General features: G+C 50.7%; 18 protein-coding genes and 1 pseudogene. 13 read left to right on the top strand and 6 right to left on the bottom strand.

All coding sequences use genetic code 11. The annotated features are described in order from the left end of the window. Positions 1–83: 83 nt before the first annotated feature. Positions 84–581, bottom strand: coding sequence for an Hsp20/alpha crystallin family protein (locus ACYQ27_RS03650; RefSeq protein WP_456394182.1), 498 nt, complete (start codon positions 579–581; stop codon positions 84–86). A gap of 175 nt (positions 582–756) precedes the next feature. After that, positions 757–1,605 (bottom strand): MBL fold metallo-hydrolase, encoded by an 849-nt coding sequence (locus tag ACYQ27_RS03645; RefSeq protein WP_456453337.1) that lies wholly within the window; start codon positions 1,603–1,605, stop codon positions 757–759. A gap of 63 nt (positions 1,606–1,668) precedes the next feature. Between ACYQ27_RS03645 and ACYQ27_RS03640 the strand changes: the two genes are divergently transcribed. From ACYQ27_RS03640 to rpl18a, 7 genes and pseudogenes are all read left to right on the top strand, one after another. After that, the gene (locus ACYQ27_RS03640) at positions 1,669–2,607 is read left to right on the top strand and encodes an ABC transporter ATP-binding protein (protein WP_460041007.1); all 939 of its coding nucleotides are present in this window, start codon (positions 1,669–1,671) and stop codon (positions 2,605–2,607) included. Continuing rightward, a complete protein-coding gene (locus ACYQ27_RS03635; RefSeq protein ID WP_456453333.1) occupies positions 2,604–3,389 on the top strand; it encodes an ABC transporter permease in 786 nt (261 codons plus the stop codon). The genes ACYQ27_RS03640 and ACYQ27_RS03635 overlap by 4 nt, the downstream gene beginning before the upstream one ends. An 88-nt stretch (positions 3,390–3,477) precedes the next feature. After that, positions 3,478–5,166 carry an acyl-CoA mutase large subunit family protein gene (locus tag ACYQ27_RS03630; RefSeq protein ID WP_460041781.1) on the top strand — a complete coding sequence of 563 codons (1,689 nt, stop codon included), beginning with the start codon at positions 3,478–3,480 and terminating at the stop codon, positions 5,164–5,166. 118 nt (positions 5,167–5,284) lie between these two features. Then, positions 5,285–5,440 carry a 50S ribosomal protein L39e gene (locus ACYQ27_RS03625; RefSeq protein ID WP_456394172.1) on the top strand — a complete coding sequence of 52 codons (156 nt, stop codon included), beginning with the start codon at positions 5,285–5,287 and terminating at the stop codon, positions 5,438–5,440. A gap of 24 nt (positions 5,441–5,464) precedes the next feature. Further along, positions 5,465–5,752, top strand: a pseudogene (locus ACYQ27_RS03620) (50S ribosomal protein L31e); the annotation flags it as partial. A gap of 166 nt (positions 5,753–5,918) precedes the next feature. Continuing rightward, on the top strand, positions 5,919–6,605 hold the full coding sequence (locus tag ACYQ27_RS03615) for a translation initiation factor IF-6 (RefSeq protein WP_456453327.1): 687 nt from the start codon (positions 5,919–5,921) through the stop codon (positions 6,603–6,605). 13 nt (positions 6,606–6,618) lie between these two features. Beyond that, the gene (gene rpl18a, locus ACYQ27_RS03610; RefSeq protein WP_456394168.1) at positions 6,619–6,849 is read left to right on the top strand and encodes a 50S ribosomal protein L18Ae; all 231 of its coding nucleotides are present in this window, start codon (positions 6,619–6,621) and stop codon (positions 6,847–6,849) included. A 9-nt stretch (positions 6,850–6,858) separates the two neighbouring features. Here the strand turns inward: rpl18a and ACYQ27_RS03605 are convergent, their stop codons facing one another. The 3 genes from ACYQ27_RS03605 to ACYQ27_RS03595 form a co-directional block, all read right to left on the bottom strand. Next, positions 6,859–7,623 carry a hypothetical protein gene (locus ACYQ27_RS03605; RefSeq protein WP_460041006.1) on the bottom strand — a complete coding sequence of 255 codons (765 nt, stop codon included), beginning with the start codon at positions 7,621–7,623 and terminating at the stop codon, positions 6,859–6,861. 94 nt (positions 7,624–7,717) lie between these two features. Then, a complete protein-coding gene (locus ACYQ27_RS03600) occupies positions 7,718–8,305 on the bottom strand; it encodes a DUF7411 family protein (protein ID WP_456394164.1) in 588 nt (195 codons plus the stop codon). A 32-nt stretch (positions 8,306–8,337) separates the two neighbouring features. Then, on the bottom strand, positions 8,338–9,294 hold the full coding sequence (locus ACYQ27_RS03595) for a hypothetical protein (protein WP_460041005.1): 957 nt from the start codon (positions 9,292–9,294) through the stop codon (positions 8,338–8,340). A 319-nt stretch (positions 9,295–9,613) separates the two neighbouring features. On the opposite strand from ACYQ27_RS03595, the gene ACYQ27_RS03590 reads away from it, so the two are divergent. The 5 genes from ACYQ27_RS03590 to ACYQ27_RS03570 all read left to right on the top strand — a co-directional run bounded on the left by ACYQ27_RS03590 (position 9,614) and on the right by ACYQ27_RS03570 (position 12,140). After that, positions 9,614–10,030 carry a YhbY family RNA-binding protein gene (locus tag ACYQ27_RS03590; RefSeq protein WP_456452914.1) on the top strand — a complete coding sequence of 139 codons (417 nt, stop codon included), beginning with the start codon at positions 9,614–9,616 and terminating at the stop codon, positions 10,028–10,030. 2 nt (positions 10,031–10,032) lie between these two features. After that, the gene (locus ACYQ27_RS03585) at positions 10,033–10,485 is read left to right on the top strand and encodes a 30S ribosomal protein S19e (protein ID WP_456452896.1); all 453 of its coding nucleotides are present in this window, start codon (positions 10,033–10,035) and stop codon (positions 10,483–10,485) included. A gap of 84 nt (positions 10,486–10,569) precedes the next feature. Further along, a complete protein-coding gene (locus ACYQ27_RS03580; RefSeq protein WP_456396548.1) occupies positions 10,570–10,908 on the top strand; it encodes a DNA-binding protein in 339 nt (112 codons plus the stop codon). A gap of 14 nt (positions 10,909–10,922) precedes the next feature. After that, entirely contained in the window at positions 10,923–11,189 is a 267-nt protein-coding gene (locus ACYQ27_RS03575; RefSeq protein WP_456396531.1) for a hypothetical protein, read from the top strand. Between the two features lie 51 nt (positions 11,190–11,240). After that, positions 11,241–12,140, top strand: a complete 900-nt coding sequence (locus ACYQ27_RS03570) for a transcription initiation factor IIB (RefSeq protein ID WP_456452898.1) — start codon at positions 11,241–11,243, stop codon at positions 12,138–12,140. On the opposite strand, the gene fen is transcribed toward ACYQ27_RS03570, so the two are convergent. Then, positions 12,141–13,166: a flap endonuclease-1 gene (gene fen / locus ACYQ27_RS03565; RefSeq protein ID WP_456452900.1), complete on the bottom strand. Its 1,026-nt coding sequence runs from the start codon at positions 13,164–13,166 to the stop codon at positions 12,141–12,143. 194 nt (positions 13,167–13,360) lie between these two features. Here fen and acs point away from each other — a divergent pair, with 194 nt between their 5' ends. Then, positions 13,361–14,752, top strand: coding sequence for an acetate--CoA ligase alpha subunit (gene acs, locus ACYQ27_RS03560; protein ID WP_460041004.1), 1,392 nt, complete (start codon positions 13,361–13,363; stop codon positions 14,750–14,752). Positions 14,753–14,823: the final 71 nt, after the last annotated feature.

The raw sequence follows: 14,823 nt of genomic DNA, 5'->3' as shown, positions 1-14,823 counted from the left end.
TATACCACCTCCAAACTTTTTTGACCGATGATCTTAATTTGATTCTGATTTAAACAGGGGGAGTCAAAAATGAAAGCAGCAAATCACTCAATCTTCACCTCAAATCCCTCTCCGCCCTTCTTGGCGGGGTGCTTCTTTGGAATCCTGATTTCAAGCACGCCGTTGTTGTACTTGGCTCTGGTTTTCTCGGGGATAACCTCCTCCGGCAGGCTGATTACCCTGCGGTAGCCGCTGTAGTAGCGCTCGACCTTTATTGCACCCTCCCTCTCAAGCTCCTTCTCCCTCCTGACCTGAGCCTCAATGTAGACGGCATCCTCGGTGACCCTGACCTTTATGTCCTCCTTTCTGACTCCAGGGAGCTCTGCAGTTATTACGAACTCATTTCCGCTGTCGAAGATGTCGACGAAGGGCTCTCTCCAGACCCCTCCCCTTTCCTCAAACTCCATTCCCGGTCTCCTGTATGACCAGAGCCTTGGCCCGCGGAAGAAGTCATTGAAGATGCTGTCAATCTCCTCTTGGATTTCCCTCATTATGTCGAAGGGATCCCATATATCCCATCTCCTCTCCCTTCTCCAGACCATGGCTCTCACCCCCTCATGTTTTGGTTACCAGTAGTTACTAAAAACTTGGAGCTTATAAAGTTTTCGATTTTAGTATGGTGATGTTAGGATAATGCTCCGGAAAATCGGCTCATCCGCACACCTCCTTTTGAAAGCGCCTCAATGAGAGTGTTATTTAAAACACGCAACTCGGCCGTTAAAGCTCCAAGAAAGATTCAGGAGACAGCGGCTCGGCCATGTACCCCAGGCCCCTGAGAATTCTCGCAAACTCTTCTGCAAAGCCGTAAACGGTGAAAACCCTTTCAGGCCTCACAGTTTCAACTATCTTTATCAGCTCCCAGAAGTCCGCATGGTTGCTGAGCTTTAGCTGGCCGAAGCCGGAAACCGTGAGAGAAGGCAGGTCTTCCCTCCTGGGTGCGCGGTAGGAGCGGAGAACCACATCCCCCTTATTTGAGATGTTGCTGAAGGTTATCCCGAACTTTTCGTAAATCCTCGCGACCTTCACAGCCTCTCCCGGGGCTTTCACGCTGTAGCCATGGATTTCAAGGATCTTCATCACCTCCTGTGCCTTCCCCATCTGGTTGACGTAGAGAACCGGCCGTTTTCCCCTCCCCAGGGCATCTTCAACGAATGCTATTAACTTCTTCTCCGCCTCCTTCGGTGAAGGGAAGGTGAAGCCCGGAACTCCGAAAGTCGCCTCGATTATGAGAACGTGTGCTTTAGGAAACCTGCTCTTCTCAGCAGTTCTCAGCTTGAACCACTTGGTATCACCGGTGTAGAAGACAGTTCCCGTATCAAGCCACAGTTTTATTCCTGCTGATCCGAGCATGTGGCCGGCTGGATAGAGCTTCGCCTTAAAATCGCCAAGGTAGAACGTCCTTCCGAACTCAATCTCCCTGTAAAAGCCGCCCTTGCGGAGATGGCTGAGGAATTTGGTTGCCCTGGTTGAATAAACCCTCTCCCCGCTGACGAAGTGATCTGTGTGGGCGTGGCTCTGGAAGGCAAAGCGAGCCGAGCTGTCGAGCCCGATGTTTCCTATTATCATTAATTTGAATATAGGTTCCGAAATCCTTATTAGCTTCGTTTCGATAGATATCTTGGTGTTGAGATGCCCGCCTATGTTATCGAGACCAGAGACCTCACGAAATTCTTCGGGAAGAGGAATATAATCTACCACCTCAACCTGAAGGTACCCGGAGGAGCTGTATATGGATTCCTCGGCCCCAACGGGGCTGGAAAAACCACAACAATAAAAATGCTCACAGCGGCCCTCAAACCAACCTACGGGGAGATAAAAATTTTTGACCTTGAAATGCCGCGGGAAAGGGTTGAAATCATGGGGAAGGTGGGCTATATGCCCGAGCAGCCGATAGCGTATGAGGACATGACAATTTTCGAGTTCCTGACATATATGGGAAGACTCTCCGGCATGAAGAGAGAGGAGGCTGTGGCGAGGGCCAAGGAGCTTATGAAGTATGTGGGCGTTGGCCGTCTGGCTTTCAACAGGATAAAGGAGCTTTCATCAGGTCAGAGGCAGCGCGTGGCATTTGCATCGGCCCTAATCGGAAAACCTGAACTTCTAATTCTCGATGAGCCCACAGCCAACCTTGACCCGCTCGGAAGAATAGAGTTCATAGGAAAGGTTCTTGAGCTGGCGAAGGCCGGTAAGACGATTTTTGTGAGCTCCCACATAGTCAGCGAAGTTGAGAAAATGTGCAACTATGTCGGCCTGATAAAGGATGGGCAGCTCATAGAACAGGGCAGGGTGAGGGAGCTCGTCAACGTCGAGGGTACGGACTATGATGTTGTGGTATCCGACAACTCAAAGCTCCTTAGGTTTCTGAAGAACCAGATATATGTGCGTGAGGCATGGGAAGAGGAGGGCATCCTCAGGGTGAAGCTTGATGAGAGGTTCGCCGAGCGCTTTTTTGTCGAGGTACCTGCCTTTATAGCCCGGGAAGGACTGGCGCTCAAGCTCTTCAAGTCCCATACAAGCCCGCTTGAGAGAATCCTGATGAAGCGCTTTAACGTGGGGTGGGAGGGATGAACATCTGGGTGATATTTGAGAGCGAGTTCAGGCGTTTAATCCGCTCCAGAAAGCTCAAAGTTCTTTTCCTCGCCACATTATTTCCCTCCCTCCTCTACATCTTCAACCCCCATGCAAGCGGAAGCGGTGTGGACAGCATGCTGAAGTCGTTCCAGGCCCTCATGCTCGACCTCGTGCCCAACTACTGGCTCGGAATCATAGGGCAGCTCATAGCGATAATTCTCATGAGCGATTTGCTCGCGAGCGAGATAGACCGGAGCACCATAAGACTCCTCCTGGCGCGCCCAGTAAGGCTGAGCGAGATCATTGGAGCAAAGTTTCTGGCTGGGATGGGGGCACTTGCGGTGCTCTTTGGAATCCCCTACATGGTCATATGGGCATACAATCCCATTGTCTACAACACGGGGACAGAAGGTCTCTGGAGGGGGCTCACGGGTTTTGCGGCCTCCTTCGGCGCGACGCTCCTCGTTCTGGCGGCTCTCGGAGCGCTGGCCATGGTGATTTCGGTTATCATAACACGTCCTCTTTATGCATCCCTGACAGCTTTCGGCATAATCTTCCTTCTCCAGTTCCTCCTGCCCCAGATACCCTACGTCAAAAATCCGCAGCGCTACACTCTGGGCTATCAGACGGTCGTGCTGCTGAAATCCAGCTTTCACATGGTGGATTTATCCACCTTTGAAGGAAATCCTGCACATTCCGCCATCTTCTTTGCGGCCGCCGGGGCCCTGCTCCTGGTTCTCGCATGGGCGGTTCTCATGGAGCGTGAGTTTCCCGAATGATGGACATTTTATCCAAGAGCAAGCTACACCTTTAGTTATGTAAAAGGTTTTTATAGTTGCCCGCCCAAGATAGGAGCAGGTGATAACGATGACCTTCGACAGGAAGAAGCTTGAGGAGATTAGGAATGCTGAGAAGGAATGGGATGAGAAGGCCGTAAAGCCACTTATAGCCAAGAGGCCTGAAAGAAAGGAGAAGTTCATGACCGATGATGGCTTTGAGATAAAGAGGATTTACACACCTGCGGACCTCGGCGAGGGCTGGGACTACCTTGAGAAGCTCGGTTTCCCAGGAGAATATCCATTCACCCGCGGAGTTTATGCAACAATGTACCGCGGCAGGTTCTGGACGATGAGGCAGTACGCCGGTTTCGGAACGGCTGAAGAATCCAACAGGCGCTACAAGTACCTCCTTGAGCAGGGGCAGACAGGGCTTAGCGTCGCCTTTGATTTGCCGACTCAGATAGGCTACGACTCCGACCACCCGATGAGCGAGGGAGAGGTAGGAAAGGTGGGTGTGGCCATTGATTCGCTCTGGGACATGAAAACCCTCTTCGACGGAATCCCGCTCGACAAGGTTTCAACGAGCATGACCATAAACTCGACCGCTGCCAATCTGCTCGCCATGTACATCCTCGTTGCTGAGGAGCAGGGTGTTTCCCAGGACAAGCTCCGCGGAACGGTTCAGAACGACATCCTCAAGGAGTACATAGCACGCGGTACCTACATCTTCCCGCCCGTGCCGAGCATGAGGCTCACCACGGATATCATCATGTACTGTGCCGAGAACGTGCCGAAGTGGAATCCGATAAGCATAAGCGGCTACCACATCCGCGAGGCCGGGGCAAACGCCGTCCAGGAGGTCGCTTTTACATTGGCAGATGGCATAGAGTACGTAAAGGCTGTGATAGACAGGGGCATGGACGTTGACAGGTTCGCCGGAAGGCTGAGCTTCTTCTTCAACGCCCACAACAACTTCCTTGAGGAGATAGCCAAGTTCAGAGCAGCGAGAAGGCTCTGGGCATACATCATGAAGGAGTGGTTCAACGCGAAGAAGTCAAGGTCGCTGCTCCTGCGCTTCCACACCCAGACGGCGGGCTCAACATTGACAGCACAGCAGCCGGAGAACAACATTGTGAGGGTTGCGATTCAGGCTTTGGCGGCCGTCCTCGGCGGAACCCAGAGCCTGCACACCAACTCCTACGACGAGGCATTAAGTTTGCCGACCGAGAAGAGCGTTCGCATAGCTTTGAGAACCCAGCAGATTATCGCCTACGAGAGCGGTGTCGTTGACACGATAGACCCGCTTGGAGGCAGCTACTACATCGAGTGGCTCACAGACCACATCTACGAGGAGGCTTTGAAGTACATCGAGAAGATCCAGAAGATGGGCGGCATGATGAGGGCCATTGAGCGCGGCTACATCCAGAAGGAGATTGCCGAGAGCGCCTACAAGGTCCAGAAGGAAATAGAGGAGAAGAAGCGCATCATCGTCGGTGTGAATGAGTTCGTGGTTGATGAACCGCTCGACGTCGAGATACTCAAGGTCGACCCGAGCATCAGGGAGAAACAGATTGAAAAGCTCAAGAAGCTGAGGAGCGAGAGGGACAACAAGAAGATCGAGGAAGTTCTGGATAGGCTCAGGAAGGCTGCTGAAACCGAGGACGAGAACCTCATGCCCTACATCATCGAGGCCCACCGCCATTTGGCCACCCTTGGAGAGGTCACCGACGTTCTGAGGGAGGTCTGGGGCGAGTACAGGGCACCGCTGGTATTCTGAGGTCGGTTTTTCTTCCCTTTCTTTACATTGCGGAAAACCTCAAAACCCACGGGAAAAAGCTTAAAAAAGGAAAATGTAAGCATCGTTAGACATCACGATAACCGGAGGAGGGATTGGAATGGCGAGAAACAAGCCGCTGGCAAAGAAGCTTCGTCTGGCAAAAGCTGCAAAGCAGAACAGGAGGATTCCTGTGTGGGTTATTGTTAAAACCAACAGAAAGGTAATGACTCACCCGAAGAGGAGACTCTGGAGGAGAACAAAGCTTAAAGAGTAAAGAATTAGGAGTGAGGTGAAAAAAATGCCGAGGCAGAAGAGCAAGCCGGGAATCAAGACAGGTGAAGAGGTAATGATTACTGTTCCCCTCAGGAAGATTAAGAAGAAGGTTCCAAGGTGGAAGAGGGCTCCAAGAGCAGCCAAATTCCTCAAGGAGTTCGTTGCAAAGCAGGCAAAGGCAGAGAGGGTCATCATAGGGCCGGAGGTCAACGAAAAGATATGGGAGAGGGGCATCGAAAAGCCGCCGAGCAGGATAAGGGTGCGCGTCAGGGTTGAAGAGGAGGAAGGGGCGAGAATCGCCTACGTGAATCTCCCGCCTGAAGAGATGCCAAAGAAGCCCAGGGAAAAGAAAAAGGCCAGGAAGGAAGAGAAGGTCGAGAGGATAGAAGAAATCGAGACAGAGAAGCCCGAAGAATCAGAGGAACCTGCTGAAGAAAAGCAGGAAGAGTAACCCTTTTATTTCCTTTAGAGGTGACGAGATGCACATAGAAAGACTCGATTTTGAAAACTCCCCGTATCTTGGTGTTTACGGAATAGCCACGGATAGGGTAGCCTTTATCAGGGAGGGGCTGGCGGAGAAGAAGCTCGATGTGCTCCGCGAGGTTTTGAATGTCCCCCTTATCGAGACGAGCATAATGAAATCAAGGATTATAGGGATATTCGCAGCAGGCAACTCGAATGCTCTAATTGTCCCCTACTACATCTGGGACGGTGAGCTTGAGCATATAAAATCCCAGCTCAGGGAGCTTAATGTTGACATGGTCGTTGAGCCATTTCTCAGCAAACTAACGGCTTTTGGAAATCTCATACTGGTAAATGACAGAGCTGCACTGATAAGCGCCAAATTCACGAGGGATGAGGCAAAGCGGCTTGAGGACGTACTCGGCGTTGAGGTGGAGAGGGGAATAATCGGTGAACACCACGCCGTTGGAAGCACGGGCGTCGTTACAAACAGGGGCGGCCTGGTACATCCAGAAGCCACTGATGAGGAGCTCGAATGGCTTGAGGATCTGTTTAAGGTTGAGTTTTATGTCGGGACAGCCAATCAGGGTGTTCCTTTCGTTGGCTCATGCATGCTGGCCAACTCAAACGGTGTTGTTGTCGGGAGTCTGACAACGGGGCCTGAAATCGTTAAGATTGAAGAGGCACTTGGATTTTTGGGATGAAGGGGTGATAGCGATGGAGGTTAAGGTTTATCGCGTTAAGGGAGTTTTTGAGAGGAACGGAAAGAGGGAAGAGTTCAGGAAGGAATACAGGGCAGTCAAAAAGGAGGACGTACTTGAGCGCGTCTATTCGGAGATAGGCAGCAAGCACAGGGTAAAGAGAAACAAAATCTGGATTGAGGGCGTTGAGGAAATAAAGCCTGAAGAAGCCGAAGATCCCATAGTCCGGAAGCTCAGCGGGCTCTGATTTCCCTTTCTATTCTCCATCTAACTCAACCGAGAGCTCCATATTTTCCTCTGACTTCCCTATCCTCATAAAGAGTTCGAACTTCCCGTGGCCGCTCAGGATGGAGACCAGGTTGAGGGCCTTCTGGAGCTTGGGAGGGTCGAGAAGCCTTTCATGGGAGATTATGAGGAGCGGTTCTTTCAGGAATTCGTAGGTGAATTCCCCGGATTTATCCCCTATAAAAATCTGGTCTTCGACCCTCTCACCTCTCAGACCAACCTCGGCATATTCCGCCCGGCTCAGCTGGATATCCAGCCTCCCCCTGAATCCTGCCTCCAGAGGAGTGATGGACAGCTGGGCATAATCCTCCAGTCCTCCGGCGGTGAGAACATCTCTGGAAAATACGAACCTGTAGCTCGGCGTAATGTAAAGCAGCAGCACCCCATTATGAAGCCGGTATCCCGGGAGCTCAAGCTTTCCTGAACCGGGCATGTCTATTTCCATCCGGTATTCAGCCGGTGTCATGGGAAGCTCCGAGGATACCACCTCCCTCTCAGGAACGAACCTCCGGAATGTGTTGAAGAGCCAGCCGGAGATATAGCCGCTCTGCCCTCTGCCCATTCTCGACCCAAGAAGGACGCTGCTCACAGCAGTGAACTTTCCGTATTCAGCTTTTATGCTGTCCCCGAGAAGAACGGTGTTCTCAAGAAACTCAGCCCTTTCGAGCATGGTTTCAACCAGATTTTTAACCCGCCCTGAAAAAAGTCCTCCACGTGATACAGCAATGATTTTCATCGACATCCCTCAGGGGAAATCGGGAAGAAAGGTTTAAACGTCTTTCTCCCAGAAGCCGCATGTTGGCAGGCCTTGAAAACATCACCCCAATAAATTATCTCCATCCCGCTACCCGCGACTGATAGTGCCTTCTCGGAAATATCTCCAGCGGGTCAACCCCCATCTCCCTGAGCAGATGCCTCAGCTCAACCTCATAGTCGCTCTTTTCAAGCCTCTCGCTTTCTTTGATCTCCACCACAAAGAGCCTCTCTGTCAGCTCCCTGACCGTTTTATAGCCTATGCCCAGCAGGGGACGTATGTACTGAACCCCGAATCTGTCCTCAAGGGAGCGGGCCTTTGAAAGATCAAGGAAAGGAACCCTGTCGTCCCTTCTCGTGCCGTCACTAACCCGGGGGGCAATTTTTGCAACTTCCTCAAGAGCTTTTTCATGGATGAACTGGATGGCGTTGTTCGGGTGTTTATCCCTGATGCACATCTCGGCAGCCTTTTCGAGGATTTCCCCCGGCAGGTAGAGGACCTGATGCTCAAAGCCGAGCTTTTCAGCGGTGTCCCGGGCGTATTTCCAGCTGTCAAGGAGTCCGAAGCTTACGGTGATGAGCTTCACATCATAGCCCAGCCGGGTTAAAATCCATGCGCTTAAACTTGAGTCCTTCCCGCCGGAGTAGAGATGATAAACCTGCATTTTTATCAGGGGATGAAAGGAAGAAGGGATTATTAAATTTTCCTGTTCATGACCTCCAACCCTGCCAATAGTTTCAGGTTTATGAGTCTCTTTGTGGTTATTTTGAGTTTTATGGTTTTGTTTTTGGTTTTGAGGTATAGTTGGTTGTTTTTGAGTTTGAGGGTTTGGATTTCCTCGTGGGGGTTAAAGCACTCGTGAGATTTCAGTGTTGAAGTGAAGACGCAGGCTTTAGAATCATAAGCGAGGGCAAGGTAATTCTCGTTAGCCTGCATTAAAACCCTCCCACTCAAACTCATTCTAACTTTCCTAACGAGCTTACCCCCTTCAAAAAGCACCACACTCCCCCTCACGGTCACGTAAACCCTGTCCCCAAAAACTCTCGCCCCAAGAGGTTGCGCTTTTAAAGCTGAACTGCACACCCTCCCAACGTTCCCCTTTTCAAACTCCACATAAGTTAAACAATAATTCGCAACCCTCTCCCTCACATCATCATAATTAGCCGTGAAGAAGTACGCGTAAGCCTCATCAGCAAAACCCGCCCGGGGAATAATCACATGATAATTCAGGTAAGTGGGATGCACCATCACCCAGTACCTGTACTTTAAATCGTAGGTAAAGGCATTAACATCAAAACCGTCAGTGCTCACAGTGTAAATTATGAAGCCGTTTTTAAAGTAAAAGTAGCCCGCGTGAAAGCTTTCCTTCATCGTGTAATTGCCTATTAAGCTTCCATTCCGGTTGAAGAAGTTGAAAACCGTGCGATAAGGCTTGTGTTTAGTAACTTCGCCCCTTACGATCACCGGAGGAGTGAAGCCTGGCGAAGAGTAAGGAGTCAGCCCAACCCCATCAAAACAAACCCCACCAAAAAAAGGAAAAGAAACGTTATCCTGGGCAGGTACTTCACTCAGATTTACAGCCTCATACTGAATTAAAAAATAAGAGAGGAAAACAGAAAAAACAACAATAAAAACCAGATAATACTTTTTCATGAGCTTTACCACCTCACTACAAGTTTCTGATATGGTCAATTAACCCATGCAAAGTTCTGTGAACTTGCTGCATCTGGCGCAAAGCATCCTCCACACTCCCAGGAACCATCAAAAACATTATACACAACCAATATATAATACTTTCCATCGTCACAGTCAAGCATTACAAACAAAACACAAATGCACACATCCAGCACAAAACAAACCAAAAACAACAAGTAAAAAACAATTACTCAAACTCCATTTATAATGTAGCAGAGGAACATTTAAAAGCCCAACTTTTATAAACCCTCTCGCATCGCTATGCGGGGTGAGAGAGATGGAAAAACGCCTGTCTGGAAAGGTGAGAAGGGCCATTCGCGCTAAATATTATGATATTGAACCTAAGGCGTGGATTGGTAAGAGGGGGCTGGATGAGAGCGTGATTAACGAAATAAACACCCAGCTCAAAAAGGATGGTATCCTGAAGGTTGAGATCAGGAAAGGTGCCCTCATTTCAACCGAAATGGAGAGAAAAGAAATAGCCGAAAAGGTGGCTGAACTGACGGACAGTGAGCTCGTAGATGTCAGGGGCAAAAGGTTTATATTGTTCAAGCCGAGAGAGGGTTGGGAAAAGTATTTAAAGAAGCTTAAGAGAAAGGAACTCTCAAAGGAGAGGCGGGAGGAAAAGCCCGTTAAAAAGGTCAGGCTCGATATTGCTCAATTCAGGAAGAAGTTCAAGAAAGGGAGGGATTAAGGATGGCGACAGTTTATGATGTTCCCGGTGATTTGCTCGTTGAGAGGGTTGCAAAGGCTCTTAAGGAGATAGAGGCCATAAAGCCGCCCGAGTGGGCGCCCTTCGTCAAAACAGGCAGACACAAGGAGCGCCTCCCTGAGCAGGAGGACTGGTGGTACTACCGCGTTGCCAGCATCTTCAGGAAGGTCTATGTCGACGGCCCTGTGGGCATCGAGAGGCTCCGCACTTGGTACGGCGGAAGGAAAAACAGGGGGCACGCTCCGGAGCACTTCTACAAGGGCAGCGGTTCAATAATAAGGAAAGCCCTCCAGCAGCTGGAAGCAGCGGGGTTCATGACAAAGCTCCCCGGAGAGGGCAGAATCATCACCCCCCAGGGAAGGAGCTATCTGGACAAGATAGCCACCGAGCTCAAGAAGGAGCTTGAGGAGCAGATTCCCGAGCTCAAGAAGTACTGAGCTCTTTTATCCATTATCCTTTCTTCCCGGTTTAATCCAGTAGGTTTTTAATCCAAGTTTAAAAAAATAATTCAGGTGATGGTGATGGCCGAGGACATAGAGGAAATTAGAAAGAAGAAGCTCCTTGAGATGCAGAGAAAGCTTGCTGAGCAACAGAAAGCGCAGGAAGAGGCAATAAGACAGGAGATGGAGCTTGAAGCCCAGCTCGATGCGATAATGAGGCGTATCCTAACCCCTGATGCCAGGGAGAGACTGGGGAGGGTCAAGCTCGTCAAACCCGAACTGGCCAGACAGGTCGAGTTAATTCTGGTTCAGCTCTTCCAGGCGGGCCAGATCAGGGAGAAAATCGACGATGCAAAGCTGAAGAGGATTTTGGCCCAGATAGATGCCAGAACCCGGAGGGAATACAGGATAAAATGGTAGGCGAAGGGAGAGGCATGGATGTTATGGAGGTACTCCGGATTCTCAGTGAGAAGGGAGAGGTCAGCAGGGAAACATGGAAGCCCCTCTCCGTGAAGAAAAACAAAGACGGGACAGTTGATGTGCTGTACAAGAACAGGATTATAGGAACCGATGATGACCCTGTTTTTCTCTGGATTTATGCAAATATTGTCGAGGACGATGGGTTTGATGTTAAAGTTCTTGAGAGAATCACGTTTAAAAAAGAAGATATAAAGTGGATTCTCCGATATGCCCAACCTTAACCTTTATATACCATAAAATTTTTAAAGGTATCCGCATGCGGGGGTGAGGAAGTGGATAAGCGTAGGGTTTGCCCTGTCTGCGGCTCAACCGAGTTCATTTACGACCCCGGAAGGGGTGAAATCATCTGTACCAAATGCGGCTTCGTTATTGAGGAGAATGTAATAGACACCGGCCCTGAGTGGCGTGCTTTTGATGCTTCTCAGAGAGAGAAGCGTTCAAGAACCGGTGCTCCCGAGAGCATTCTGCTGCATGATAAGGGTCTTTCCACGGATATTGGAATTGACAGGAACCTTACCGGGTTGATGAGGGAGAAGATGTACCGTCTGAGGAAGTGGCAGAGCCGTTTGAGGGTCAGCGATGCCGCCGAGCGTAATCTGGCCTTTGCCCTGAGCGAGCTTGACAGGATTGCTTCACAGCTCAAGCTTCCAAAGCATGTGGAGGAGGAGGCGGCGAGGCTTTACAGAGAGGCCGTGAGGAAGGGCCTGATCAGGGGGCGTTCAATCGAGAGCGTCATAGCGGCCTGCGTTTATGCCGCCTGCAGACTGCTCAAAATCCCGAGGACTCTGGATGAGATAACCGAAATCTCCAGGGTTGACAAGAAGGAAATCGGGCGGAGTTTTAGATTCATTGCGAGAAACCTCAATCTGACACCGAAGAAGCTCTTTGTCAAGCCAACTGATTACGTGAACAAATTCGCCGACGAACTCGGGTTAAGCGAGAAGGTCAGGAGAAAGGCCGTTGAGCTTCTGGATGAAGCCTATAACAAGGGGCTAACGAGTGGGAAAAGCCCCGCAGGACTGGTGGCTGCGGCTCTCTACATAGCCGGCCTGCTTGAGGGGGAAAAGAGAACCCAGAGGGAAGTTGCTGAGGTTGCAAGGGTAACCGAGGTCACCGTGAGGAACAGGTACAAGGAACTCGTGGACAAACTCAAGCTGAAGATACCGATGTGATTATTTTTTCATGAACCAGCTCTCAAGGGTCGCCTGCTTTCCTGCTTTTATCGCCTTTTTAAGTCTCTCAAGACCGTTCTGAACCCTCGACTCGCTGAAGTCGTGCTCATCGCAGAGGAACCTCAGTATTCCCTCCTCATCGGGCATCTTCCATTCAAGCCTGAAATCATCAGTTACCGGCGGATTCAGGAAGAAGTCCTTGATGGCATAAAGATCTACCTCGCTGCCCTTCTGGTACTTCCTCAGAGGATCCTTTGAGTGCCTCACAATCTCAAGCGCCTTCTTGGGCCCTATCCCCTTTATTCCCCCCGGGTTGTAGTCCGTCCCGACGAGAATGGCCATCTCAACGAGCTTCTCCCTGTCTATACCGAGCCTTTTTAGGACTTCCTCCAGAGTTATGAGCTCCGGGCGCACCTCAACATAAACATCCCTCCCGGGAAGCTTCCTCCTCCCTGTTATCGTGAGGTTCCTGACCAGACGGGGGGCCCCGAAGAGGAGGGAATCGTAATCCTGAGATGCAGAGGCGTAGGTCTTCTTCTTCGCCGCCATGTGGGCTGCTTGGGCCTCTCCCTCGCTCGGCGCCTGGACAACGGGAATTCCCATCAGGCCGAGGAGCTGTTTGGCATCGCTGATGAGCTGTTCATTCACCCTGCTGGCCCTCTGGGCGTATTTCTTTGCCTCCTCAAGATCACCTCTCGCCAGAGCCGCTTCCCACTTTTCCTCTGCTTCTTCCCTTGCTTCCCTCCTCTTTTCAAGCTCCTTCTTTTTGAACTCCGGCGGCTCTCCGTCAAAGACATATGCAGGCTTTATTCCCGCTTCCATCAGGTTTATTGTCCTGTAGAAAAGCCCGGACAGATGTGAGGTTATCCTGCCCCGTGAGTCCATAAGGGGTGTTCCATCCCTCTGCCGTATGGTCGACAGAAACTGATAGATGGCATTGAACGCATCTATGGCTACCTTTTTCCCGTAGAGATTTTCAAACTCAATCTCCCTTTTCGGGATGAGCTCACCGATCTGAACCCCCATCGTACCACCCTCCTATCTGGATTATGCCTGTGGAGAATATAACATTTTCCTAAGCTCTCACACCACGTTATCCCAAGGTTAAACTCCTTTGGTTCATTTAACATATGCCGATAGAGAGCTCGTCAAATTAAGAAGAGAAAAGTTATAACCCTTTTTCCCGAGTTATCTGTGTAAAGTTTATCGAGGTGGCGAATATGGACAGCGTGGAGGCACTTTTTAAACCCAAGAGCGTGGCAGTCATAGGTGCTTCTGGAAAGCCCGGAAAGATAGGATACTCCATTATGAAGAATATCATCGAGTACGGCTACGAAGGGAAAATATACGCCGTCAACATTAAGGGCGGCGAGATAGAGATAAGCGGAAGGAAGTTCAAGGTCTACAAAAGCATTCTCGATGTCCCCGATGAAGTCGATATGGCTGTTATTGTTGTCCCGGCAAAGTTTGTCCCCCAGGTGGTTGAGGAGTGCGGGAAGAAAGGAGTCAAAGCCCTCCCGATAATAAGCTCGGGCTTCGGTGAGCTGGGAGAAGAGGGCAAGAAGGTGGAGGAAGCCCTCGTCGAAACCGCCCACAAATACGGCATGAGGATCCTCGGTCCGAACATCTTCGGTGTCGTCTACACCCCAACAAAGCTGAACGCAACATTCGGCCCGACCGACGTGCTTCCAGGAAAGCTCGCCCTGGTGTCCCAGAGCGGTGCCCTCGGAATAGCCCTCATGGGATGGACAATCCTCGAAAAGGTTGGCCTCTCTGCCATCGTGAGCATTGGAAACAAGAGCGATCTCGATGATGCAGACATGCTTGAATACTTCGAGAACGATGAAAACACAGGCGCCATTTTGATCTACATGGAGGGCGTCAAGGACGGCAGGAGGTTCATGGAAACCGCGAAGAGGGTCTCAATGAAAAAGCCGATTATCATCATAAAGGCCGGAAGGAGCGAGCGCGGCGCCAAGGCTGCCGCATCGCACACGGGTTCGCTGGCAGGAGCTGACAAGATTTACGAGGCAGCATTTAAACAGAGCGGCGTTTTAAGGGCCTTAACAGTGGGTGAAGCCTTCGACTGGGCCAGAACGCTCAGCAACCTTCCGGAGCCTGCTGGGGAGAACGTCGTCATCCTCACCAACGGCGGTGGAATAGGCGTTATGGCAACCGACGCAGCCGAGGAGGAGGGACTCCACCTCTACGACAACCTTGATGATCTGAAGGTCTTTGCAAACCACATGCCCCCATTCGGAAGCTACAAGAACCCCGTGGACCTGACGGGTATGGCGGATGCCAGATCCTACGAGGGTGCCGTTAGGGATGCCCTCTCAAATCCAAACATGCACGCCATAGCGGTCCTCTACTGTCAGACCGCGGTTCTCGACCCGAGGGATCTGGCAGACCTCGTTATAAGGGAGTATAATGAAAGCGGAAGGAAAAAGCCGCTCGTTGTTGCAATCGTCGGTGGAATAGAGGCCAAGGAGGCAATAGACAGGCTCAACGAGGAGGGGATTCCCGCATATCCCGAGCCAGAGAGAGCCATAAAATCGCTTGCGGCACTCTACAGATGGAGCAGATGGAAGAACAGGCAGAGGAAGGAATGATCTCCTTTTTTATCATCTCCTCAATTTTCTCTCGAAAGCCTCACCCTGCAGGGCCGGGAACAGTCTTTTAA

Source organism: Thermococcus atlanticus (assembly GCF_054657855.1).
This window is presented reverse-complemented; position numbering and strand designations above follow the sequence as displayed.

Coding starts and splice junctions, on each gene's coding strand:
- ACYQ27_RS03650 (WP_456394182.1), bottom strand. CDS start 581: ATGGTCTGGAGAAGGGAGAGGAGATGGGATATATGGGATCCCTTCGAC.
- ACYQ27_RS03645 (WP_456453337.1), bottom strand. CDS start 1,605: ATGATAATAGGAAACATCGGGCTCGACAGCTCGGCTCGCTTTGCCTTC.
- ACYQ27_RS03640 (WP_460041007.1), top strand. CDS start 1,669: ATGCCCGCCTATGTTATCGAGACCAGAGACCTCACGAAATTCTTCGGG.
- ACYQ27_RS03635 (WP_456453333.1), top strand. CDS start 2,604: ATGAACATCTGGGTGATATTTGAGAGCGAGTTCAGGCGTTTAATCCGC.
- ACYQ27_RS03630 (WP_460041781.1), top strand. CDS start 3,478: ATGACCTTCGACAGGAAGAAGCTTGAGGAGATTAGGAATGCTGAGAAG.
- ACYQ27_RS03625 (WP_456394172.1), top strand. CDS start 5,285: ATGGCGAGAAACAAGCCGCTGGCAAAGAAGCTTCGTCTGGCAAAAGCT.
- ACYQ27_RS03615 (WP_456453327.1), top strand. CDS start 5,919: ATGCACATAGAAAGACTCGATTTTGAAAACTCCCCGTATCTTGGTGTT.
- rpl18a (WP_456394168.1), top strand. CDS start 6,619: ATGGAGGTTAAGGTTTATCGCGTTAAGGGAGTTTTTGAGAGGAACGGA.
- ACYQ27_RS03605 (WP_460041006.1), bottom strand. CDS start 7,623: ATGAAAATCATTGCTGTATCACGTGGAGGACTTTTTTCAGGGCGGGTT.
- ACYQ27_RS03600 (WP_456394164.1), bottom strand. CDS start 8,305: ATGCAGGTTTATCATCTCTACTCCGGCGGGAAGGACTCAAGTTTAAGC.
- ACYQ27_RS03595 (WP_460041005.1), bottom strand. CDS start 9,294: ATGAAAAAGTATTATCTGGTTTTTATTGTTGTTTTTTCTGTTTTCCTC.
- ACYQ27_RS03590 (WP_456452914.1), top strand. CDS start 9,614: ATGGAAAAACGCCTGTCTGGAAAGGTGAGAAGGGCCATTCGCGCTAAA.
- ACYQ27_RS03585 (WP_456452896.1), top strand. CDS start 10,033: ATGGCGACAGTTTATGATGTTCCCGGTGATTTGCTCGTTGAGAGGGTT.
- ACYQ27_RS03580 (WP_456396548.1), top strand. CDS start 10,570: ATGGCCGAGGACATAGAGGAAATTAGAAAGAAGAAGCTCCTTGAGATG.
- ACYQ27_RS03575 (WP_456396531.1), top strand. CDS start 10,923: ATGGATGTTATGGAGGTACTCCGGATTCTCAGTGAGAAGGGAGAGGTC.
- fen (WP_456452900.1), bottom strand. CDS start 13,166: ATGGGGGTTCAGATCGGTGAGCTCATCCCGAAAAGGGAGATTGAGTTT.
- acs (WP_460041004.1), top strand. CDS start 13,361: ATGGACAGCGTGGAGGCACTTTTTAAACCCAAGAGCGTGGCAGTCATA.